18 protein-coding genes are annotated in these 22322 nt (G+C 32.8%); 14 read left to right on the top strand and 4 right to left on the bottom strand.

The window, feature by feature from the left end; genetic code table 11:
• The first annotated feature begins 257 nt into the window (after window positions 1–257).
• The 5 genes from ACFFGL_RS00270 (at window position 258) to ppk1 (ending at window position 5466) form a co-directional block, all read left to right on the top strand.
• Window positions 258–1208: an isopenicillin N synthase family dioxygenase gene (locus ACFFGL_RS00270; RefSeq protein WP_309729457.1), complete on the top strand. Its 951-nt coding sequence runs from the start codon at window positions 258–260 to the stop codon at window positions 1206–1208.
• Window positions 1209–1210: 2 nt separating this feature from the next.
• Window positions 1211–1543 (top strand): translation initiation factor, encoded by a 333-nt coding sequence (locus ACFFGL_RS00275; protein WP_309729190.1) that lies wholly within the window; start codon window positions 1211–1213, stop codon window positions 1541–1543.
• A 5-nt stretch (window positions 1544–1548) separates the two neighbouring features.
• Window positions 1549–2472 carry a DUF1835 domain-containing protein gene (locus tag ACFFGL_RS00280; RefSeq protein ID WP_309729191.1) on the top strand — a complete coding sequence of 308 codons (924 nt, stop codon included), beginning with the start codon at window positions 1549–1551 and terminating at the stop codon, window positions 2470–2472.
• A 1-nt stretch (window position 2473) separates the two neighbouring features.
• Window positions 2474–3340, top strand: a complete 867-nt coding sequence (locus ACFFGL_RS00285; RefSeq protein ID WP_309729193.1) for a nucleoside phosphorylase — start codon at window positions 2474–2476, stop codon at window positions 3338–3340.
• A 71-nt stretch (window positions 3341–3411) separates the two neighbouring features.
• A complete protein-coding gene (gene ppk1 / locus ACFFGL_RS00290) occupies window positions 3412–5466 on the top strand; it encodes a polyphosphate kinase 1 (protein ID WP_309729195.1) in 2055 nt (684 codons plus the stop codon).
• A 293-nt stretch (window positions 5467–5759) separates the two neighbouring features.
• On the opposite strand, the gene ACFFGL_RS00295 is transcribed toward ppk1, so the two are convergent.
• Window positions 5760–6425, bottom strand: a complete 666-nt coding sequence (locus tag ACFFGL_RS00295; RefSeq protein WP_309729197.1) for a uracil-DNA glycosylase — start codon at window positions 6423–6425, stop codon at window positions 5760–5762.
• A 46-nt stretch (window positions 6426–6471) separates the two neighbouring features.
• On the opposite strand from ACFFGL_RS00295, the gene ACFFGL_RS00300 reads away from it, so the two are divergent.
• Together ACFFGL_RS00300 and ACFFGL_RS00305 are read left to right on the top strand one after the other, a co-directional pair.
• Window positions 6472–8664 (top strand): endonuclease MutS2, encoded by a 2193-nt coding sequence (locus ACFFGL_RS00300; protein WP_309729199.1) that lies wholly within the window; start codon window positions 6472–6474, stop codon window positions 8662–8664.
• Entirely contained in the window at window positions 8651–9070 is a 420-nt protein-coding gene (locus ACFFGL_RS00305) for a thiol-disulfide oxidoreductase DCC family protein (RefSeq protein ID WP_309729201.1), read from the top strand. Before ACFFGL_RS00300 ends, ACFFGL_RS00305 begins: the two co-directional genes overlap by 14 nt.
• A gap of 9 nt (window positions 9071–9079) precedes the next feature.
• Here ACFFGL_RS00305 and ACFFGL_RS00310 read toward each other — a convergent pair whose 3' ends face one another.
• Window positions 9080–10384 (bottom strand): dicarboxylate/amino acid:cation symporter, encoded by a 1305-nt coding sequence (locus ACFFGL_RS00310; protein WP_309729203.1) that lies wholly within the window; start codon window positions 10382–10384, stop codon window positions 9080–9082.
• 9 nt (window positions 10385–10393) lie between these two features.
• Window positions 10394–11464: a chorismate synthase gene (gene aroC, locus ACFFGL_RS00315; protein ID WP_309729205.1), complete on the bottom strand. Its 1071-nt coding sequence runs from the start codon at window positions 11462–11464 to the stop codon at window positions 10394–10396.
• Window positions 11465–11629: 165 nt separating this feature from the next.
• Between aroC and ACFFGL_RS00320 the strand changes: the two genes are divergently transcribed.
• Window positions 11630–12451, top strand: coding sequence for a UDP-2,3-diacylglucosamine diphosphatase (locus ACFFGL_RS00320; protein ID WP_309729206.1), 822 nt, complete (start codon window positions 11630–11632; stop codon window positions 12449–12451).
• Window positions 12452–12507: 56 nt separating this feature from the next.
• Window positions 12508–13350 carry a hypothetical protein gene (locus ACFFGL_RS00325; protein ID WP_309729208.1) on the top strand — a complete coding sequence of 281 codons (843 nt, stop codon included), beginning with the start codon at window positions 12508–12510 and terminating at the stop codon, window positions 13348–13350.
• 3 nt (window positions 13351–13353) lie between these two features.
• Here ACFFGL_RS00325 and ACFFGL_RS00330 read toward each other — a convergent pair whose 3' ends face one another.
• On the bottom strand, window positions 13354–16227 hold the full coding sequence (locus tag ACFFGL_RS00330) for an FAD-binding and (Fe-S)-binding domain-containing protein (RefSeq protein WP_309729210.1): 2874 nt from the start codon (window positions 16225–16227) through the stop codon (window positions 13354–13356).
• A 143-nt stretch (window positions 16228–16370) separates the two neighbouring features.
• Between ACFFGL_RS00330 and ACFFGL_RS00335 the strand changes: the two genes are divergently transcribed.
• The 5 genes from ACFFGL_RS00335 (at window position 16371) to ACFFGL_RS00355 (ending at window position 22317) form a co-directional block, all read left to right on the top strand.
• A complete protein-coding gene (locus ACFFGL_RS00335; protein WP_309729212.1) occupies window positions 16371–16874 on the top strand; it encodes a hypothetical protein in 504 nt (167 codons plus the stop codon).
• 927 nt (window positions 16875–17801) lie between these two features.
• Window positions 17802–18314 carry a hypothetical protein gene (locus tag ACFFGL_RS00340; RefSeq protein ID WP_309729214.1) on the top strand — a complete coding sequence of 171 codons (513 nt, stop codon included), beginning with the start codon at window positions 17802–17804 and terminating at the stop codon, window positions 18312–18314.
• Window positions 18315–18477: 163 nt separating this feature from the next.
• Window positions 18478–19749 carry an amidohydrolase family protein gene (locus ACFFGL_RS00345; RefSeq protein WP_309729216.1) on the top strand — a complete coding sequence of 424 codons (1272 nt, stop codon included), beginning with the start codon at window positions 18478–18480 and terminating at the stop codon, window positions 19747–19749.
• 174 nt (window positions 19750–19923) lie between these two features.
• Window positions 19924–20388 carry a DUF1572 domain-containing protein gene (locus ACFFGL_RS00350; protein WP_309729218.1) on the top strand — a complete coding sequence of 155 codons (465 nt, stop codon included), beginning with the start codon at window positions 19924–19926 and terminating at the stop codon, window positions 20386–20388.
• A gap of 228 nt (window positions 20389–20616) precedes the next feature.
• Window positions 20617–22317: a S41 family peptidase gene (locus ACFFGL_RS00355; RefSeq protein WP_309729220.1), complete on the top strand. Its 1701-nt coding sequence runs from the start codon at window positions 20617–20619 to the stop codon at window positions 22315–22317.
• The last annotated feature ends 5 nt before the right edge of the window (window positions 22318–22322 follow it).

Below are 22322 nucleotides of genomic sequence, written 5' to 3' on the forward strand. Positions count from 1 at the left end.
AAATGAAATTTACGCAGTAGTTAAAGTTAGTGATGGTGATAATTTTTAATGAAATATTCTTTCTATTAAAATTTCAGTTCAGTATTTATTACATTATAAATTATCAATACCAAAGCTATAAAAATTAGCTTATAAAATTGTAGTGAAAATATTTTATTATTCAATAATTTCAGTTAAAATCCTTTTAATTTTAGTCTGTTAAATTGTGTAACTTTGTATCTTCAACATCTAATTAGATTAAGCATTCTATTATGGCGATGAATAATATTCCAAGTGTAAATTTGGCAGATTTTCTTTCAGAAGATCCGAAAAGAAAACAAAAGTTTGTAAATGAAATTGGTAAAGCCTACGAAGAAATTGGTTTTGTATCGTTGAAAAATCACTTTTTAAGTGACGATTTGGTTGAAGAACTTTACAAAGAAGTTAAAAACTTTTTCGATCTTCCGTTAGAAACCAAAAAGAAATATGAAATTGAAGGGTTAGGCGGCCAACGTGGTTATATTTCCTTCGGAAAAGAACACGCTAAAGGAAAAAAAGAAGGCGATTTAAAAGAATTTTGGCATTTTGGTCAAGAACCAGATGAAGATGCAAATTTAACTGAAGAATATCCTGAAAACGTTCACGTAAAAGAATTAAAAGATTTTAATCACACGGGAATGGAAGCCTACAGAATGCTTGAAAAAACAGGAATTTATGTTCTTCGCGCATTAGCTTTATATATTGGTTTAGATGAACATTATTTTGATCATTGGGCGAGTAACGGAAATAGCATTTTGCGTCCTATTCATTATCCACCAATTCAAGAAGAACCAAAAGGAGCAGTTCGCGCCGGCGCGCATGGCGATATTAATTTAATTACGTTATTAATGGGAGCTTCAACCGGCGGTTTACAAGTTTTACGAAAAGATGGCGAATGGATAGATGCAATCCCGAAAGAAGACGAATTAGTCATAAATGTTGGCGATATGTTAGAGCGTCATACCAATAATAAATTACGTTCTACAATTCATAGAGTTACCAATCCGCCAAAAGAACGTTGGCACGAACCGCGTTACTCCATTCCATTTTTTATGCATCCACGAAGCGATATGCCTTTAAATTGCTTAGAAGAATGTATAGATGAAGATCATCCTAAACAATATGAAGATATTACAGCGGGAGATTTCTTGCATCAGCGTTTAGTTGAAATAGGATTGATAAAAGAATAATTATGGACTTAAAAGATCAATTAAAAGATTTATTTCCAGACCACGTTCCTGAAGAAAATGAAGAAACTTCAGCTAATAATGAGAATAAACTTTGGTTACAAGACGATCCGCTACTTTGTAAATATGAAAAGCGAAAAGGAAAACCAACGACCATTATAGAAGGTTATACCGGAGCCGATGAAGATTTTAAAAAGCTCGCTAAAGAACTAAAGACAAAACTTAGCGTTGGCGGAACTACTAAAAATGACAAAATAATTATTCAAGGTGATTATCGACCTGAAATTATGAAAATGTTGAAAGAAAAAGGATTTAATGTAAAACGCGTAGGTGGATAAAAATTATGAAAAAAACAGTACACATTACTTGTGGAGATAGTTGTACCGAAAAACTCAAGGCTTTCGGATTAAGCAATATTGTAACTTGGCGAGAAATGATGTGCGAAGGTCCAACCATTTCTGAAGTTGGTTCGACTGACTTTAATACTCTTCGAAAGAAATTTTTAAAAGAAGTTTACCAGATAACCTTTAAAAATTACGAAGAAAATTTTTTACCAGAGCTTGAAAAACTCTCAGCATTAACTAATGATGACGAAGTTTTAATTTGGCTAGATTTCGATCTGTTTTGTCATATAAATATGCTCGCTGCCATTCAATTTATAAAGCAGCAAGAAAAAAATATTACTATTTCTTTCACTAGCATTTCAAGTCTTAGCGAAACCAAACACCAAGCTATTTCTTCTTTAAATGATAAAGAATTAAAGCAATTATTAGATCTTAAAATCACCTTAACTGCTGACGATATTGATTTTGCTGAATCGATGTGGCAATATTACTGCGGAAATAATCCACTAAAACTAAAACCTGAAGCCAGTAAAAATTCTACCTTTCCCTATTTAGCGAGTTGTATTCGTGCACATTTGCAACGTTTTCCTAATATGAATAATGGGTTTAACGCTTTGGAATTAAATGTTTTAAAATTAATTGCAAACAATCAAATTACCTCTCAAAAACAATTATTGGGTTATACGCTTCAATATCAAGGTTATTATGGATACGAATCGCACCAATGGATGCGGTTAATTAAAAAATTAAAACCTTTTTATCACGAAAAAGGTAGTGTTTTTAAACTGAATGAAAACGGAGAATTAGCCTTACACGAAAAACAAAACTTTTATCGTGATTTGCAAGACGATACGCGTTTTGGCGGCGTATCTAAATATGACTTTCTTTATAATCCAGATAACCTTTCGTTACTAAAATTATAATATGAAAATAAAAGAATCTGAATTAATTCTTAATCCAGATGGTAGTGTTTATCATCTTCAACTTCACCCGGAAAATATTGCTGAAACTATTATAACTGTTGGCGATCCAGATCGTGTAAGTACCGTTACCAATTTTTTCGAATCTATTGAATTTTCTACACAAAAAAGAGAATTTCATACCCAAACCGGCTATTATAAAAACAAAAGAATTACCGTTATTTCCACCGGAATTGGAACCGATAATATCGATATTGTTTTAAATGAATTAGACGCGTTAGCCAATATAGATTTAAAAACCAGAACCGTAAAAAATGAACTAAGTTCGCTTGATATTATTCGCATAGGAACTTCCGGTTCTTTACAAGAAAATATTCCTGTAGATTCGTTTGTAGCTTCAAAAAAAGCGGTAGGTTTCGATTCGCTTCTTCATTATTATAAAAGTGAAAAATTTCAGGATAACGAATTTTCTTCAGCAATTCACAACCATCTTTCAAACGAACGTCTAGCAAAACCTTATGTGATTAATTCTGATGATAATTTGTTTGATTTATTTTCCAATAATGAGAAAATTCACGCAGGAATTACCGCTACAAATGTTGGGTTTTATGCACCACAAGGTCGAGTTTTAAGAGTAAAACTAAGTGATGAAAAATTTGTAGATAAATTACAAAGTTTCAACTACCAAAATCAGCAAATTACCAATCTGGAAATGGAAACCAGCGGAATTTACGGATTATCAAAAATCTTTGGTCATCGTGCACTTTCACTAAATGCGATTATTGCAAATAGAGCCACAGGAGAATTCAGTAAAAAAGGAAAAGAATTAATTGAAGAATTAATCGAATTAACGCTAAATAAACTCGTGTAAGCTTTTTATTTAACACAAATTTAAAGTGCTTCGCATTCGCTTATTTGTAGTTTTGACGAAATGTTAATTTTATGATGAAACCGCTAGAAAATAAATTCAAACACCGCGATCTAAACTGGCTCAGCTTTAATAAACGCGTGTTGCAAGAAGCTGAAGACAAACGAAATCCGGTTTATGAACGCTTAAAATTTCTAGCGATATTTTCATCCAATTTAGACGAATATTATCGAGTTCGCGTTTCGCAACTTCGACAAATAAAAAAGATAAAGAAAAGTCTTCGGAAAAAATTAGCCTTAAAACCTTCAAAAAAAGTAAAAGAAATAATTGCTGAAGTTAAAAAACATCAGCACAAATTCGGTGAGATTTTTCACGAACAAATTGTTCCTGAGCTAAAACAGAATTCAATTTATTTAATTGAAGAAGAAGATTTTACAACTTCACAAAAAGAAGAAGCAAAAAATTATTTTAATGCTGAAGTAGTCCAAAATTTAAAACCCCAAGTAATTGATTTTGAAAATGGTAAAAAAGCTTTTCTAAAGAATAATACTATTTACCTTTTCGTTAGTTTTAAAAATACAGAATTGGCCGGTTTAGTAAATATTCCGGTGAAACAAAACGGAAGATTTGTTACCTATAAAACACAAGGTGAAAAACATTTTATTAGCTTTTTAGATGATGTTATTCGAACGCAAATACACCAAATTTTTCCGAATAAAGAAATTGAAGGCGTTTACGAAGTAAAAATGTCACGCGATGCCGAATTATACATCGACGACCAGTTTGAAGGCGTTTTAGCTGAAAAAATTTATGAATCTTTACAACAACGAACCGATGGGCAACCTACACGTTTATTATACGATTCAGAAATGCCGAAACCGCTTCAAAAGAAATTACGGAAACATTTAGGCTTAGGAAAAATCGATATGATGCCGGGCGGAAAATATCATAATTTTAGTGATTTTTTCAGTTTCCCAGATCCTACTAAAAATGCAGATTTATTTTACGAAAAATTACCACCACTCTCCCATTCTGGTTTAGAAAAATCTACAAATTATTTCGAAACGATTAAAGAAAAAGATCAATTAGTTCATTACCCGTATATGTCTTTTTCTTATGTAGAAAAATTTGTAGAACAAGCCGCTACCGATGAAAAAGTTACCGATATAAAAATTTCACTTTATCGTGTAGCAGATGAGTCTAAATTGACTTCTTCTATTTTAAAAGCTTTAAAAAACAATAAAAATGTGACGGTTTTTGTGGAAGCCAAAGCACGTTTTGATGAAGAAAATAACATACATTGGGGAAAGAAATTTGAAGAAAAAGGAGCAAAAGTAATTTATAGTTATCCTAAAATTAAGGTGCATTCTAAAATTCTACTTATCACACGACAAGAAAATGAAGAATCTGTTCATTACGCTTATATCGGAACGGGAAATTTCAACAGTGAAACCAGTAAAATTTATTGCGATCACGCGCTTTTTACAGCCCACAAAAAATTAACCAAAGAATTAAATCGTGTTTTTAAAGTTTTACAAGGCGATTTAATTATTCCGCGAACTAAGAATCTATTGGTTTCGCCTTTTAATACACGCCAAGCGTTTACCAATATGATTTTGCGCGAAATAGATCACGCCGAAGCGGGAAAAGAAGCCAAAATTACCGCTAAGATGAACAGTTTAGAAGATAAAGAAATTATCGATTTACTTTATCGGGCAAGTTCGTGTGGAGTTCAAATTAGATTAATTGTTCGTGGCTTTACGTGTTTAATTCCAGGTGTTGAAGGCTTAAGCGAAAATATTTATATGACAAGTATAATTGATCGTTTCTTGGAGCACGGTAGAATTTATATGTTTCATAATGATGGTGATGAAGAATTATTTTTTGGAAGTGCCGATTGGATGAACCGAAATTTAGATCGAAGAATTGAGGTTTTAGCGCCGGTTTACGATCCTGAAATTGCACAAGAATTCAAAGATATTTTGAATATTCAATTGAAAGATAATATGAAAGCGCGAATTCAAGATGAAGAAGAATCGAACAATTATATTCAGCCTAAAAAAGGAGAAGATAAAATTCGTTCGCAGTATGAAATTTATAATTATTTAAAGACAAAGAACGAATTATAAAATTTTTATAAAATTTACGCAACCTTTTCTTAACATCTCCATCTACATAGTGAAATCAGTTTTAAACGAAATTAGCTATGTTATATTTTTTTGGAATTTTAGCGCTTCTTTTAGTGGTAAATACCCTTCTATTTTTATTCAGTAGAAATCATGAAGACAGCAGCGATCCGCGCGTTTCTTCAGCAAAAAAGTAAGCTATCGAGTGTAAACCCATTAGGCACTCTTAGAAATAAATTCTCAATTTCAACACGAACCTTGGGTTAATAAAATACTTTGGCGGTCCCAATAAAATTTTACCATTCTATAGGTTGTAATCCTTTTTCTTTTAGAAAAGCGTTTGTTTTGCTAAAATGTTTGTTTCCAAACCAATAACCTCGATTCGCACTTAACGGCGAGGGATGTCCAGAAGTTAAAATATGATGTTTCGACGCATCGATTTTAGCTTTTTTCTTTTTTGCGAAACCACCCCAAAGTAAAAAAACCACATTTTCTTTATCTTCAGAGATTTTAGAAATTACGGTATCGGTAAATTTTTCCCAACCTTTATTTTGGTGACTCCCGGCTTGATGCGCGCGAACTGTTAACGTTGCATTCAGTAATAAAACACCTTGTTTTGCCCAACGTTCTAAATTTCCCGTTTTAGGAAAAGGTTTTTCCACATCATTTTCAATTTCCTTAAAAATATTGATTAATGAAGGTGGCATCGCAATATGATCTTTTACTGAAAAGCATAAACCGTTGGCTTGATCTACGCCGTGATAAGGATCTTGCCCAAGAATCACCACTTTTAAATCATCAAAAGAACAATAATCAAAAGCTGAAAAAATATCTTTTCCTTTCGGATAGCAAGTATATTGCTGATATTCTTGTTTTACAAAATTGACCAATTTTTTGAAATACTCTTTTTCAAATTCTGAATGGAGTTCTTTTTTCCAGCTTTCATCTATGTTTACCTTCATAATTATTGATTAAATTTGCCCAGCTACGAAAGTAGGAAAAATTGCTATGATAAAAATAACAGACAAGACACTTACCGATTTAGAATTTCCCACAGTTTGTAAACAAATTCAAAAGTTATGCATCACCGATCTGGGAAAAGAAAAATCGTTGAATATAAAACCTTTCTCATCGTATAAAGAGGCGCTTTTTGGGTTGCATCAAACCAATGAGTATAAATCTTCTGCGCTTCAGGAAACACGTATTCCTAATCACGGATTCGATCCTATTCAACAAGAAATTAAATTTTTAGGAATTGAAGATAGTATTTTAGAAGTGATCGGTTTTCGAAGAATCGCCAATATTTCGCAAACGGTAAATACGCATATTTTATATTTTAAGAAGTATCAAGAAATTTACCCGTCATTATTTCAAACTTCTCAAGAACTCGAGTTTACAACCGATTTAATTGAAGCGATTAACAAAGTAATCGATCGGTTTGGCGAATTAAAAGATGATGCTTCTCCTCTACTTCAAAATATACGACGCTCGATAAATCAGGTTCGCGGTAAAATTAATTCGAGTTTTTCAAGCGATTTATCACGTTACCATAGTTATGGTTATTTAGATGAAATAAAAGAATCGGTGGTCGATAATGTTCGTGTGTTGGCGGTTTCAGCAATGCATCGACGAAAAGTAAAAGGAGCCATTTTAGGAAATTCTAAAACCGGAAGCATCGTTTTTATTCAGCCGGAAGCTACTTTACAACACGCACGCGAACTTAATAATCTTGAATATGAAGAGCGCGAAGAAATAAAGCGGATTTTAAAAGCCTTAACCAATCAAATTCGTCCTTATCGCGAATTAATAATCGATTATCAGGAATATTTAAGTGATATTGATGTAATCGCGGCAAAAACTAAATATGCTGAAGAATTAAATGCGGTTTTACCAAAAATCACTAAAACAAGAGAACTTCAACTTCAAGAAGCTTATCATCCGTTATTATTTTTAAACAATAAAAAAAATAATAAAAAAACTTTTCCGCAAGATATTAGTTTACAACCCGATAATAGAATTATCGTGATTTCAGGACCCAATGCGGGAGGAAAAAGTATTACATTAAAAACCGTTGGGTTACTGCAAGTTATGTTGCAAAGTGGAATGCTGATTCCCGTTCACGAATACAGTAGAATGTGTTTGTTCAATAAAATTTTGACTGATATTGGTGATAACCAAAGTATTGAAAATCATCTAAGCACCTATTCGTATCGTTTAAAGAATATGAAATATTTTCTTCGGAAATGTGATGATAAAACGCTTTTTTTAATTGATGAATTTGGTACTGGAAGCGATCCTGAACTCGGTGGCGCCTTAGCGGAAACGTTTTTGGAAGTTTTTTACGAGAAAAATTCATACGGAATTATCACGACGCATTACGCTAATTTAAAGAAAATGGCAAATGAAACCGAAGCGATTAGCAATGCGAATATGCTTTTTGATTCCAAAACACTTGAACCGAAATTTAAATTGCATTTAGGTGAAGCAGGAAGCTCGTTCACGTTTGAAGTAGCACAAAAAAATGGTATTCCGTATAGTTTAATTAACCGCTCAAAAAAGAAAGTAGAACGCGGAAAAATCAGGTTCGATAAAAGTATAGCCAAACTTCAACAAGAACGCTCAAAGCTTCAAAAAACAACTTCAAGTTTAAAGGAAAAAGAATTAAAAGCTACGGAAGAAAAAGAGCGCTTAGATGAAATAAATTCTCGAGTTCAGCAGAAATTAGAAGGTTTTCAAGAATTGTATGATAGCAACCAACGTTTAATTCATTTAGGTCAAAAAATTGATTCGTTAAGTGAGAAATTCTTCAACAACAATAACAAAAAACTATTGATTGGTGAATTTTTAAAAGTAGTAGCCATTGAAAATTCTAAGCGAAAAAAAGAAACCAAAAAACAACAAAAAGAGAAAAAAGACCAAGAACAAAAAATAAAAAAAGAAGCTGAAAAGAAAATAAACGTCATTCGACAAAAGAAGAAAGAAGAGAAAAAGCAGCAAGAAGAAACTGCAAAAAAGGAAGCTGAGAAAAAAATTGTTTCGTTTAAAGTAAACGATCGCGTTCGCTTACAAGATAGTCGATCTGTAGGTTCGATTGATAAAATTGAAAAAGGGAAAGCCATTGTAAACTACGGAATGTTTACTACTGAAGTCGCTTTAGATAAATTAGAACTCGTTCAGCGAGCAAAAAATGATGAAAGATAATCTAGAAGAAAAGCAAATTATTTTATTCGATGGCGTTTGCAATTTGTGTAATAATGCCATTCAACTTATCATTAAACACGATAAAAAAGATGTTTTTCGGTTTGCTTCTTTACAAAGTGAAATCGGTCAAAAATTAACCCAAGAACGCGGAATAGATACTGAAAAAGTAGATTCAATTATTTTAATTGAACCGGGTATTTCTTATGATGTAAAATCTACAGCAGCTTTAAAAATCGCAAAAAAAATGAATGGTTTCTACCCTATTCTAGGATTATTTTTAGGACTTCCCGAAGGTTTTAGAAATTTGGTTTACGATTTTATTGCCAAGAATCGCTATAAATGGTTTGGCAAAAAAAATGCCTGTATGATTCCAACACCGGAGATACAGGCAAAGTTTTTAGACTGAAAAATCCATTTACTTTTTATAATTATCGTCCCAATTTTTCACAAGAGGTTTATCGCGTAATTTATTCACCGATTTTGCCACTAACATCGAAACCGAAGCATCACCGGTAACATTTACGGTAGTTCTACACATATCTAATGGTCTATCGATAGCGAAAATTAAAGCCAAACCAGCTTCCGGAATTCCGGCTTGCGCAAGTACAATTACCAACATTACCATTCCTGCGCCTGGAACCGCTGCAGAACCAATAGAAGCCAACGTAGCGGTGGCGATAATTCCTAATTGAGTTGCTAATGATAATTCCATCCCAAAGGCTTGTGCAATAAAAACTGCCGCAACTGCTTGATACAAACTTGTTCCGTCCATATTTATGGTTGCGCCAATCGGTAATACAAAACTGCTTACTTCTTTGCCAACGCCTAAATGCTCTTCTACACGTTCCATTGTAACCGGTAAAGTTGCAGCACTTGAACTGGTGGAAAAAGCTAATAATTGCGCTGGAGAAATACCATTAATAAAAAAGCTTGGTGATTTTTTTGTAAAAACCCAAACGATTAAGGTGTAAATTAAAATCATTATTAAAAGTCCGCCAACAACACACAATGCGTACATTCCTAAAGCAGCGAACAAATCGGCGCTGGGAGCTTCAACTACTAAAGCCGCTAAAAGTGCAAACACGCCGTATGGAGCGGTAAGCATAATAATATCAATCATTTTTAGAATAACTTCATTAAAGCCATCGAAAAAATCTTTAACCGGTTTTGAGGTTTTTTCAGGAATGAGAATAAGTCCTATTCCAAAGAAAATAGCGAAGAAAATAACTTGCAACATATTGGAGTTTTTTCCTGCCGCACCAATAATATTTTCAGGAACTAAATCGACTAAAGCTTGCAACGGACCTGCTTCTTTTTGTTTTTGCGCGTTTTGCCGAGTAAGGTCTGCATCACCTCCATAACTTTCTACGAGTTCAGTTCTAGTGTCTTCAGAAATTGTATTTCCGGGTTCTACTAAATTTACAATTACCAAACCAACTGAAACGGCAATAACTGTGGTCATTATATAAATAGAAATGGTGCGGAAACCCATTTTTGAAAGCTGCGAAATGTCTTTTAAATCTGAAATTCCTTTAATAAGCGAGGCTAAAATTAAAGGAACTGCAATTAGTTTTAATGCATTGATAAAAATAGTTCCGAAAGGTTTTATCCAATCAGAAATAAAATCGCTTCCCCACGCAAAATTACTTAAGATTAAGGCGAAAATCATTCCAAGCGCCATTCCTAATAATATTTGCCAATGCAATGCTAATTTTTTCATATTTCTATTTTATATTTTTTCTGAATTAATTTTTTGAAGTAAATAAAAGTCGGCTAAAACCAAAGCTGCCATTGCTTCTACAATAGGAACCGCACGCGGAACAACACAAGGATCGTGACGTCCTTTTCCTTGCATTTCAACTTTTTCAGCATCTTTATTTATAGTCGTTTGTTTTTGCATTAAGGTTGCGACGGGTTTAAAAGCAACCTTAAAATAAATATCCATTCCGTTGGAAATTCCACCTTGAATTCCGCCACTAAAATTTGTTTGTGTTTGCTCATTTTCCAAAAAACGATCGTTATGCTCGCTTCCTCTCATTTTTGTTCCTTCAAAACCACTTCCATATTCAAAACCTTTTACCGCATTTATCGATAACATCGCTTTTCCTAATTGCGCGTGTAATTTATCGAAAACCGGTTCGCCTAAACCCATTGGAACATTTTTGATAATACACGTTACCGTTCCGCCAACGGTATCGCCTTCTTTCCGAATCGATTTAATATAATTTTCCATTGTTGTGGCCATTTCAGGATCTGGACAACGTACAATATTTTCTTCAATAGACTTAAAGTCAAGTTTTTCGAAAGATTGTTCAAGCGAAATTTCTCCTACAGAAGAAACAAAACCGATAATCTGAATATCTTGAAGTAATTGTTTTGCGATTGCTCCCGCAACAACTCTACAAGCAGTTTCTCTGGCGCTGGATCTCCCACCGCCGCGATAATCACGATGACCGTATTTTTTATCGTAGGTAAAATCGGCATGACTCGGACGGTAAATTTCTTTTATATGGCTGTAATCTTTGGACTTTTGATCTTTATTTTTAATTTGAAAAGCAATGGGAGTTCCGGTAGTTTTTCCTTCAAAAATGCCTGATAAAAATTCTACCGTATCACTTTCCTTACGTTGTGTTACAATGGAAGATTGACCTGGTTTTCTTCTATCTAGCTCTTTTTGAATGGCTTCTAGGTTTAAATTGAGATTTGCAGGACAACCTTCGAGAATTCCACCAATAGAATTTCCGTGTGATTCGCCATAGGTGGTTAATTTAAAAATGTTGCCAAAGGAATTTCCTGCCATAAACCTGTTTTGAACAAATGTAATTTTTTAAGCTAATATTTAAAAATGGAATTTACGGAATAGCTTTTAATCTGGTAACATAAACTTCAAATTAGTTTAAACACAGGATAATATGAATTTGATAAAGCTTTCCGTTTTTTGTACAAACCTAAACAATGCTAGCCATTGAAAAAGAGAAAAGTTGAAATAGCGGTAATTTCTGATGTTCATTTAGGAACTTTTGGTTGCCACGCCAAAGAATTATTGCTGTATTTGAATAGCATTAAGCCTGAAAAATTAATTTTAAACGGCGATATTGTAGATATTTGGCAGTTTCGAAAACGTTATTTCCCAAAGGCGCATTTAGAAGTTATTAAAAAAATTATTGATCTTTCAGCTAAAGGAACTGAAGTTATCTATATAACTGGAAATCACGATGAAATGTTACGAAAATTCAGTGATATTTCGATGGGAAAAATTGCCGTGGTCGATAAATTGGTATTGAAACTTGACGGAAAAAAAGCATGGTTTTTTCATGGGGATGTTTTTGATGCTTCTATTCAAAATGCAAAATGGATTGCAAAACTTGGCGGTTGGGGTTATGATTTACTTATTTTAATTAATCAATTTTTAAATTGGTGGCTACTTTTATTCAAAAAAGAGAAATTTTCTCTTTCCAAGAAAATAAAAAACAGTGTAAAAAAAGCGATTAAATATATTCAAGATTTTGAGCAAGTCGCTTCAGATTTAGCAATAGAAAAAGGATATAAATACGTGATTTGTGGTCATATTCATCAGCCTCAAATTGTACGAAAAGTCAATAAATTTGGAACTTGTCTTTATTTAAATTCTGGTGATTGGGTCGAAAATTTAACTTCATTAGAATATAATGATAAACGTTGGAAACTTATTACGTTTAATGAAGATGAATACGAAACACCCAAAAAAAATCAGGATAAAGGCATGCAAGATTTACTGGCAGCGATTACCATTACTTCTAAAAAATAATAAATATTCGCTTTTCTTATTATAAATTTTTACTTTAGGAGGATAAATTTATAATGATGAAAAAAATTAAATTCAGTTTATTAGTATTATCGGTAGTGATTTTTGCAGCTTGTTCTAGTGATGATGATAGTGGAAGTGATAATGAGCCAGATCCTTCAGCAAGTAATTATTATCCGTTAACCACAGGAAATTCTTGGACTTATAATGATCGTTATCAAATGGAAGGTCAAAATCCAGAAGAAGATATCGAAACCTTAACTGTCGCAGGGTCTTCAGAAGTTTCGGGGAATAAAAATTATACTTTTAACACAAGCATTTCCCCATATTTAGGCTCATTTACAGCAATTTTAAGTCGGGGTGCAGTTAATAAAGTAAACGGTAAGTTATTTTATAGTGGAAATTTGTCAGTTGATTTTAATGATTTAGGGTTTACTGAAATACCGTTAGAATCCATTAATCTTCCTATTCAAAATGCTATTGTATTTGATGCGAACGCGACCGCAGGAGACAATTTATTTTCAGTAACCGATGAGATTCAACAAAACATAGAATATAAAGGGTTTGATATTCCGTTAACCTTTACCTATACCATAGAGACAAATCAAGATTCATTTCTAGAAAGTTATGAAGCTAACGGGGAAAATTTTGAAGATGTGTTAACATCAACCATTAGCGTTACTATGCAAATAGACGCATCTATTGGATTTCCTATTCCACTTTTAGAAGAACAAGAAGTATTATTTTCAAAAAATTATTTCGCTAAAGATGTGGGAATGATTTATAGTAAAAATACCTATGATTTTATTTTTTCAGAAATTGATTTTCCGACATTTTATTCACCAAGTACAGAATTACACTCAACTTTTTCACAAACGATAGACGTTTATGAGGTAGAATAAAAATTATTTTACAGCACTTAATAATATTGAGACGGGATGAATTGCTTCGCGATTTGTTCCGTCTTTTATTTGATGGCGACAACTCGTTCCATTTGCAGCGATAATTGTATTCGATTCTGATTTTTTAATTGCAGGAAAAAGGGTTTGATTACCGATCTTCATACTAATTTCATAATGCTCTTTTTCGTAACCGAAAGAACCAGCCATTCCACAACAACCCGAAGGAATAATTGTTACTTGAAAATTTTTGACAACATTCAGCATATCAAAGGTGAATGTTGTGTTGGAAAGTGCTTTTTGATGACAATGCGCGTGAATTTTAATTTTCGTTTTTTCCGCCTTAAAATCTGCTGAAGAGATATTTCCATTTCCAATTTCACGCGCTATAAATTCTTCAATTAAATACGTGTTTTTAGCAAGTTGCTGAGCTTTTTCGGGAGAATTAGCTAAACGTAAATATTCATCTTTAAATGATAAAATGGCTGAAGGTTCAATTCCTATTAATGGAGTTTCTTCAGAAATTAAAGGATAAAATAGTTCAACATTCTCATTCGCATATTTTTTCGCTTGCTTTAAAAAACCTTTAGAAATATAACTTCTTCCACTTTCGGGATGTTTTACAATTTTAACTTCGTAGCCTAATTTCACTAACAATTGAATTGCATCTTCGCCAATTTCAGTCTCTGAATAATTCGTGAATTCATCAATAAATAAATAAACTGATTTTCTTGCTTTTTCAGGTTTTAAATTTATTTTCTTGCTTTTAATCTTCTTTCGAAGTGTTGAAGTAGAAAGTTCAGGTAAACTTCGTTTCGGCGCGATTTCAAGCCAAGATTTTAATAAACCTGAGAAAAAATTATTGCTGATTAAAAAATTATAAATTTCAGGAAAAAGACTATTGAATTCATTTAATTGCTGATTGTGAGCGAAAAGTTGTGTTCGAAGCGAAGTCCCGTTTTCTTTCGCGTATTGATATTCAAATTCAGCTTTATACGTTGCCATATCTACATTTGAAGGACACTCGTTTTTACAAGCTTTACAACTAATGCATAAATCTAAAACTTCTTTTAATTCAGAATGATTGTAAGGATTTTTTTTCTCACTTGTTGTTAAAAATTCTCGAAGCGCATTCGCGCGAGCTCGGGTAGTATCTTTTTCAATTTTTGTCGCACGATAACTCGGGCACATCGCTCCGCCGGCTTCTACACTTTTTCTGCAATCTCCACTACCATTACAACGTTCGACCGCTCTTAAAATCCCATTAGAATCGGAAAAATTCATTACAGTCGGAATCTCAGGCTCTTTCCGATCAGGTTCGTAGCGCAAATCGGTTTCCATTGGTAAAGCATCTACAATTTTACCCGGATTAAATATATTATTCGGATCGAAAATAGTTTTCACTTCTTTAAAGGCAGTATAAACTTCGTCCCCTACTAAATCTTTTAAAAATGCCCCGCGCACGCGACCATCACCGTGTTCTCCACTAAATGCGCCTTGATATTTCTTTACAAGCTTCGCGACATCAGCGGTAATTTGTTTAAAAAGTTGAACATCCCCCGATTTTTTTAAATTTAAAATTGGTCTTAAATGTAATTCTCCGGCCCCGGCGTGCGCATAATAAACCGCTTTTTGGTTGTAATTTTTCATCAGCTGGGTAAATTCAGCTATATAATTCGATAAATCATCTAGCGCAACCGCTGTATCTTCAATACAAGCCACAGCTTTTTTATCGCCTTTTAAATTTGCCAATAAACCTAAACCGGCTTTTCGTAATTCTACCGCAAAATTGATGTTCTCGCCATATAAAATTGGTGTGGCATAAGCTTTTGTTTGTTTTAATTTTGCTAAAAGTTCTTCCAACTGAATGCTTAAATCGGCTTGAACATCGGCTCTAATTTCAAGCATTAAAATAGCTTCGGGATCATCTTCAATAAAAAATCGGTTTTCCTTATATTTTAAGTTTTCTTTGGTGCAATCGAGAATGGTTTTATCCATCATTTCACAAGAAAATAAATCTTGACTCATCGCTATTTTTACCGCATTTAAACAATCTGAAATCGATGAGAAATGCGCAGCTACCATCGCAGAATTCTCCGGTGGCAAATTGTCTAACTGAAGTGTAATTGCAGTAGTAAAGGCCAGCGTTCCTTCGCTTCCGCAGAGAAGTTTCGCGATATTAAATTCAGTTCTATTCAACAATTGATCTAACGCGTAGCCTGTATTTCTTCGATGTATTTCAGGTTTCGGAAAATTTTCTTGAATTGCAGTTTGTAAATTTGAATTCCCGAGAAGTCCTCGAATTTCCTGTTCAATTTTTTTACCGATTGAATTTTTATCCTGATTTTTTTCAGCTGAAAAATGAACTTGAGAAGCATCTGATAAAATGCATTCTAAGCCTAAAACTTTATCACGCGTGACACCATATTTTATGGAAGTTGTTCCGCTAGAATTATTACCGACCATTCCGCCAATGGTACATCTATTAGATGTTGAAGTATTCGGACCGAAAAATAGACCATACGGTTCTAAAAAACGATTGAGATCATCTCGTATAATTCCCGGTTCAACGGTTACAGTTTTTGCTTCTTTATTAAAGTCTAAAATTTTAGTGAAGTTTTTAGAAATATCTACCACAATTCCTTCGCCAACACATTGTCCTGCTAACGAAGTTCCGGCAGCACGTGGAATAATAGATAATTTATGCTGAATACAGAACTGAATTATTTTTTGAATGTCTTGAATGTTTGCCGGATAGGAAACAGCTAGTGGTAATTTACGGTAAACTGAAGCATCAGTAGCATAAATGGCTTTTACCAACTCGTCGGTAAAAAATTCTCCCGTTAAGTTCAATTTTAACTTTTCTAAAGGTTCGAGCATTCTCTTTAAAGGTTTTAGCTGCAAGTTAGTTTTGAAATTGCATATTGTTTAACAGACTTTAAACAAGATTAACAAAAAATTAGAAATGAACACGAATTAAAAATTGTTTTTAAAAATATCTTTGACCCAAAATAAATTTAGATATGAAAAAAATATTTTTAATCGTAGCAGTAGCATTGGGAAGTATCATGACTTCACAAGCACAAGAAATTTCTGACAACGCAATAGGTCTTCGTTTAGGTGGAGGCGATGGCTTTGGAGCAGAAGTTTCTTATCAACGAGCAATTGGAAGTAACAATAACCGTTTAGAACTAGATTTAGGTTGGCGAAATGACAATGATTTTGACGCTTTTAAATTAGCCGCGCTTTACCAGTGGGTTTGGAATATTGAAGGCGGATTTAACTGGTATGCCGGTATTGGTGGAGGAATTGGAAGTGTTGATGATAAACGCTTTGATGACAGATTTGATAGAGATGGTGATGATGGAGCGTTTGTTTTTATAGCCGGAAATATTGGAATTGAATATAATTTTGATATTCCATTAATGCTTTCATTAGATTTTAGACCAGAATTTGGTTTTAGCGATTATGATGTTTTAAATGAATTTGTACCGGATATCGCTTTAGGTGTACGTTACCAATTCTAAAAATTAAACAATTCTGCACTGAAAGGGCAACGGTTTATTAATACTGGGGGACTTAAAGTCCCCCTTTACTATTTTAATATGAAATCGGAATTGTCACCCGAATCTCGACCTTTATGTTCCACATATTTATTGACCATTTTATAGGTAATATTTCCAGTACTCCATCTTTTAGTTAGCAGTTCGAATCCAAAAGATTTTAATTAGGATTACCCCTTCTTTTCCATCCGAAAAGAAGAAAAAGTCTAGGCTGACGAGTAAAATATAAGAAAATACTACGGTGACCTCCACCACAGATAAAAAAATTCCCTACAGTCAAATAGCTTTTTATCTTTTTCACTTCGCTGCCACCTTGATTTTTAATAATTTTCTCGATAGGACGTTTCCCTCCTAATCATATTCTTACATAATTCAAAAAATAGTTTAGGAATGACAGATAAATGATTGACGAACTGAAGTGTTACAATTACTAGTACCACCTATTTTTGGCAAAATTAGCAGCTATATAAATATTTACTTATGTTATCCCGTAACAGTTTATTGTTAATACATATATTTGTAAGTATATAACCAGTTGTAAAACATTTAAGACGAACATTGAGAATTCTAATTATCATACTGATTTTAATTACAAAATTTGCTTTCGGACAAGAAAAGGTTACGATTGACCAAAACGTTGTGAAGTATGAGATGAAAGACGAATTCAACCGATTTGACAACATAGCGAATGAATTAAAAAAATACAAAAACTTCAATTTAGAAGTCAAAGAAAATTCAAATATTAAGATTCTAAATCAATACAGTACTGTATTTACTGGACACACTATATCCTTTGAAATTGACAACAATCTCAACATCATATAATCAAACTATGAGTATTGGACAGACGTTCCCGAAATCGGAACTAAATACAAAGTACTTGACATTGACTTGAAATTAAATCAAAATCCATTTAAAAAAACAGATGGATTACGTGGACAATATGAAATGAAAGTTGAAAAGGTTAATGAAAATGGAGAATCATTAAAGAAGATAACATTTAAAGGAAAATTCAAATCATTCAAAGGAATTGAAAAATCATCTGCTGAATATCTATGGGCATTAGAGCAGAATAAAATCTTTTATGGAATAACTAATGAAAACGGAGTTTACTTGCGAACTGATAAAATGCCTTCACTAAAATCTGACCATAAAGTTTTGACTGAAAAAATAAAAAAGATTAACGGTTATAAGCCTAATAAAATAAGAGCTTTCGTAATCATAAATGAAAAAGGGAAAATCGAAAATAAACCATTTAGATTTTTTGGAGATTACGGAAATTTGAATGAAGAAACACAAAAACAAGTTAAGGAATTGCTAATTGAATTTACTGATTGGTATCCAGCTTGTGTAAATGAAAAAGAAGTTAAATTACAAATTCCGATAGTAATTGGAATTGAATAAAAAACGTTTTACAACAATGGCTATAAGTAATTGCTTGTTCTCGCCTACTTCTGAAAATCCTTAGCGGATTTTCAGTTTGGTGTATACTTGCAAAGTTAAGTGCTAACCCACGCAACTACTCGTAGCCGAGACCGTTAGCTATCATTTAAAAAAAAATTCAACTATGAAAAAAACACTTAGCATTACAATTCTACTTTTAGCAGTTTTTCAAGTTTTTAGTCAGAATAAAAAATTACTGATTAAAAATGTAAACGTCATTCCACTTCATATTAACCAAGAATTGAATAACAAAGATGTCATAATTGAAGACGGTATAATTCGTGAAATAAGAGAACAGATTGAAAATGACACAATCAAATACGATCTAGGTGTAATAGATGGTAGTGGTAAATATCTTATCCCAGCATTTTCGGATGCACACTCTCATCTTCCAAAAAAGGAAAATCTAAAGAGTTATTTCCTAATGAATTTAATTAATGGTGTGACAACTTTACGTTCTATGCGAGGAGAAATGTGGCACTTGGAAATCGACAAAAAGGACGAGTTTACACCTAAATTAATTCTTTCTTCACCGCCAATTTCAAGAAGAGACACCATATCTGAAACAGAAGCGAATAAAATGATTTCAAATTATAAAAAGTCTGGGTTCGATTTTGCAAAAGTTTTGTCAATAAAAGATGAACAAACATTTGATTATTTAGTAGCATCCGCCAAATCTGAGGATTTTCATTTAGCTGGCCATTGTCCTTCAAACGTAGGTCTTTTAGAAGTCTGTCAAAGCAGTGTTTTTCAGAGCATCGAACACTTGGGAGGTTTTTTTCGTCTTAGAAGCTTAGATGATATAAATTCAGCAATAAACCTTTCAATTACAAACAACATTTATCATTGCCCAACTTTAGATTGGTATTTTACTGGACAAATTCCAGAAGACGAGCTTAGAAAACGAAATGGAGTAGAATTTTTGCCAACGGAATTGGTAGAAAGTTGGGAAAGTAAAATTTCCGCACATTATCAGAAAACGACCGAAAGCGAAAGAGAAGTTGAGCGAAAAGAAAGCAAAGATAAATTTCAAGCAAGATTAAATTACCTGAAATATATTTATAGACAAGGCGGAATGTTATTGCTAAGTCCAGACGCTTCGGGAATTTACAGTATTCCTGGTTATGGAATTCATAGCGAAATGAAACACTATAAAAATGCAGGGATTTCAAATTTTGAAATTCTAAAAGCTACATCCTACAACTTATCAAAAATGCTATCCTCACAAAATGAATGGGGAACTATTAAAGTCGGTGCTAAGTCAGATATGGTGTTATTAAATGAAAATCCGTTAGAAAATATTGAAAATACGGAAACTATAAACGGAATTATATTCAAAGGTAAGTTTTACCTAAAAAGTGAATTAGAGGATAAACTGAACGCAAAAAAACGATAGCTAACAATGTATAACCGCAATTACGGCGGATTCGACTACGTCCGAATCCACGCGGAATTACTAAGGTCTGTGCTAAACCGAAAATTAACGCATATTAACCCGTAACTTCGGTTATACGAGACCGTTGCAAGGAATTTGAGAAAACCGCCAAAAATTTAAAGATGTTGAAATAAAATGAAATTAAACGAATACTTAGCTAACCGACTAAAGGAAATTTTTACTGAAGGAAAATGGGTTTTAGGTACAAATTTCAAAGAACAAATAATTGACCTTGATTGGAAACAAGCAACTCAAAAAATAGATGACTTTAACACTATTGCTGATTTGATTTTTCACATTGATTACTACATAGCAGGCGTAAAAAAAGTTCTAAAAGGCGGAACACTCGATATACGAGACAAATATAGTTTTGATTATCCACCCATAAAATCTGAACAAGATTGGCAAAATTTAGTGAGTAAGTTTTGTCTTGACGCAGATGAATTTATCGAACTCGTTGAAAATATGTCAGAAGAAAAAATATTGTCCGACTTTGTAGATAAACAATATGGGACTTATTGCCGGAATATTGACGCCATGATTGAACACTCATATTATCATCTCGGACAAATAATACTCATTAAAAAACGAATTAAATAAAAACTGCTTACAACAATGGCTATGAGTAATTGCTTGTTCGTGCCTACTTCTGAAATTCCGCAGGAATTTCCAACTTGGTGTGTACTTGCAAAGTTAAGTGCTAACCCACGAAACTACTCATAGCCGAGACGTTAGCTGTAATGATGGAAAACTTATCCGAATTTAAAATTTCATCTATAATAATAGTAATCTTTTTAAGTTTTTTATTATAAATTATAAAAATAAAAAATGAAAGTTTCAATTAAACTACTAATCTTGCTTTTTAGTGCAGTTACGTTAAATACTGCGAATGCTCAATCAAAAAAACAAATTTCAGAATTGTCCGATTTATGTAAGGTTTGGGGTACATTGAAATATTTTCATCCTGAAATTGCATCGGGAAATCACGATTGGGATAGTGTTTTGGTGGCTTCCTTGGATAGAATTCTGGATTCAAATAAAAAAATCACTTTTCAAAAGGAATTGGATAAAATGTTTCAAATTGCAGGTAAGAATGATGCCCCTTTATTTATAATCGACAAGTCAGCACATCCTTATACTTACCGGAATATCAATCATTCTTGGGTGAATAAAAGCAAAAACCTCACTGAAAGTCAGAAGAATATTTTAAAGTATAATTATTCTCATCCAAATCAAGGAGGTAATTATTATGCTCAAAATAATCCCGACGATGATGGCAATATCATAACACCCAATGAAAAACCATATTCTAAAATGAAAATGCCCAATCGTAACTATAGATTACTAGGATTATTTCGTTTTTGGAATGTGATTAACTACTATTACCCATATAAATATGCTACAGAAAAAAATTGGGATAAAGTACTCATTAATTTGATTCCTGAATTTATAAATGCCAATGATACTATTTCGTATCATAAAGCTGTATTAAAAATGGCTGCTTCTATTGATGACGGACACGGAGGTATATATCCATTTTTGTATCAAAGTGTCGCTGGAAAATACAGTCCACTTTTCTTTTTTCGATTGGTAGACAATAAAGCGGTAATCACTAAAATTCTTGATCAAGAAAAAGCGAAAAAAGCAAATGTGCAGCAAGGAAGTGTAATTGAGAAAATAGATGGAACTTCCCTTACATCGAGAATTAAAAAATTATGGGATTATGTTCCAGCTTCGAATGTGGGAGGAAAATACAAGGGATTGCATCGGCTTATCTTAAATAGTAAAAAACCTTCGTCAATTTATTCAGGATATAATCCAGATGGTTCAACCTTCAATTCTAAAATAGTACTTTCTGAACGTAATTTTCTGAAAGAATATTTAGAATTTTTTGAAATGAAAAGTCCTATAACCTCAAAAAAGATTACCAATGATATTGCTTACGTTTATGCGGCCAATATTACTTCGAAAAATATGGATAGTATTATACTACCTTTAATGGATACCAAAGCAATCATATTGGATTTAAGAAACTATCCTAGCTCAATGCCTTCCTATAAAATTGCAAATTATTTTTTGAAAGAACCTACAACATATGGAAAAGAAACAATGATTAATTTTAATTATCCTGGACTTCTCTATTATCGAGACCTCAATTCCCAATATCCTTCTGCTAGAACTGTTGGAAAGAAGAATCCCAATCCGTATTCAGGAAAACTAATTTTACTTGTAGATTATAGAACACAAAGTTTACCTGAATTTGATTGCTTAATCCTAAAAACTTACAACAATACAACTATTATTGGAACTCAAACTGCAGGTGCTGACGGAAATGTAACAAGAATGACTTTTTTGGGTGGTCATAACATATCATTCTCAGGAATGGGAATATATGAAGCTGATGGAAGCGAAACTCAACGAGTTGGGATTCCAATTGATATTAAAGTTAACTATGAAATTGAAGATTTTGTAAATAAAAAAGACCCTATTTTAGAAAGAGCTATAAAATTTGCAGAAACAGATGAATAAAAATC

The sequence above is a fragment of the Mesonia maritima genome, from assembly GCF_042433895.1.
GTDB classification, from domain to species: Bacteria; Bacteroidota; Bacteroidia; order Flavobacteriales; family Flavobacteriaceae; genus Mesonia; species Mesonia maritima.

Excerpts from the sequence above, each read along its gene's own strand:
- ACFFGL_RS00300 (WP_309729199.1), top strand. The coding sequence starts at position 6,472 with ATGATAAAAATAACAGACAAGACACTTACCGATTTAGAATTTCCCACA.
- ACFFGL_RS00355 (WP_309729220.1), top strand. The coding sequence starts at position 20,617 with ATGAAAGTTTCAATTAAACTACTAATCTTGCTTTTTAGTGCAGTTACG.
- ACFFGL_RS00325 (WP_309729208.1), top strand. The coding sequence starts at position 12,508 with ATGAAAAAAATTAAATTCAGTTTATTAGTATTATCGGTAGTGATTTTT.
- ACFFGL_RS00280 (WP_309729191.1), top strand. The coding sequence starts at position 1,549 with ATGAAAAAAACAGTACACATTACTTGTGGAGATAGTTGTACCGAAAAA.
- ACFFGL_RS00330 (WP_309729210.1), bottom strand. The coding sequence starts at position 16,227 with ATGCTCGAACCTTTAGAAAAGTTAAAATTGAACTTAACGGGAGAATTT.
- ACFFGL_RS00305 (WP_309729201.1), top strand. The coding sequence starts at position 8,651 with ATGATGAAAGATAATCTAGAAGAAAAGCAAATTATTTTATTCGATGGC.
- ACFFGL_RS00275 (WP_309729190.1), top strand. The coding sequence starts at position 1,211 with ATGGACTTAAAAGATCAATTAAAAGATTTATTTCCAGACCACGTTCCT.
- ACFFGL_RS00350 (WP_309729218.1), top strand. The coding sequence starts at position 19,924 with ATGAAATTAAACGAATACTTAGCTAACCGACTAAAGGAAATTTTTACT.
- ACFFGL_RS00295 (WP_309729197.1), bottom strand. The coding sequence starts at position 6,425 with ATGAAGGTAAACATAGATGAAAGCTGGAAAAAAGAACTCCATTCAGAA.
- ACFFGL_RS00345 (WP_309729216.1), top strand. The coding sequence starts at position 18,478 with ATGAAAAAAACACTTAGCATTACAATTCTACTTTTAGCAGTTTTTCAA.
- ppk1 (WP_309729195.1), top strand. The coding sequence starts at position 3,412 with ATGATGAAACCGCTAGAAAATAAATTCAAACACCGCGATCTAAACTGG.
- ACFFGL_RS00270 (WP_309729457.1), top strand. The coding sequence starts at position 258 with ATGAATAATATTCCAAGTGTAAATTTGGCAGATTTTCTTTCAGAAGAT.
- ACFFGL_RS00310 (WP_309729203.1), bottom strand. The coding sequence starts at position 10,384 with ATGAAAAAATTAGCATTGCATTGGCAAATATTATTAGGAATGGCGCTT.
- ACFFGL_RS00285 (WP_309729193.1), top strand. The coding sequence starts at position 2,474 with ATGAAAATAAAAGAATCTGAATTAATTCTTAATCCAGATGGTAGTGTT.
- ACFFGL_RS00335 (WP_309729212.1), top strand. The coding sequence starts at position 16,371 with ATGAAAAAAATATTTTTAATCGTAGCAGTAGCATTGGGAAGTATCATG.
- aroC (WP_309729205.1), bottom strand. The coding sequence starts at position 11,464 with ATGGCAGGAAATTCCTTTGGCAACATTTTTAAATTAACCACCTATGGC.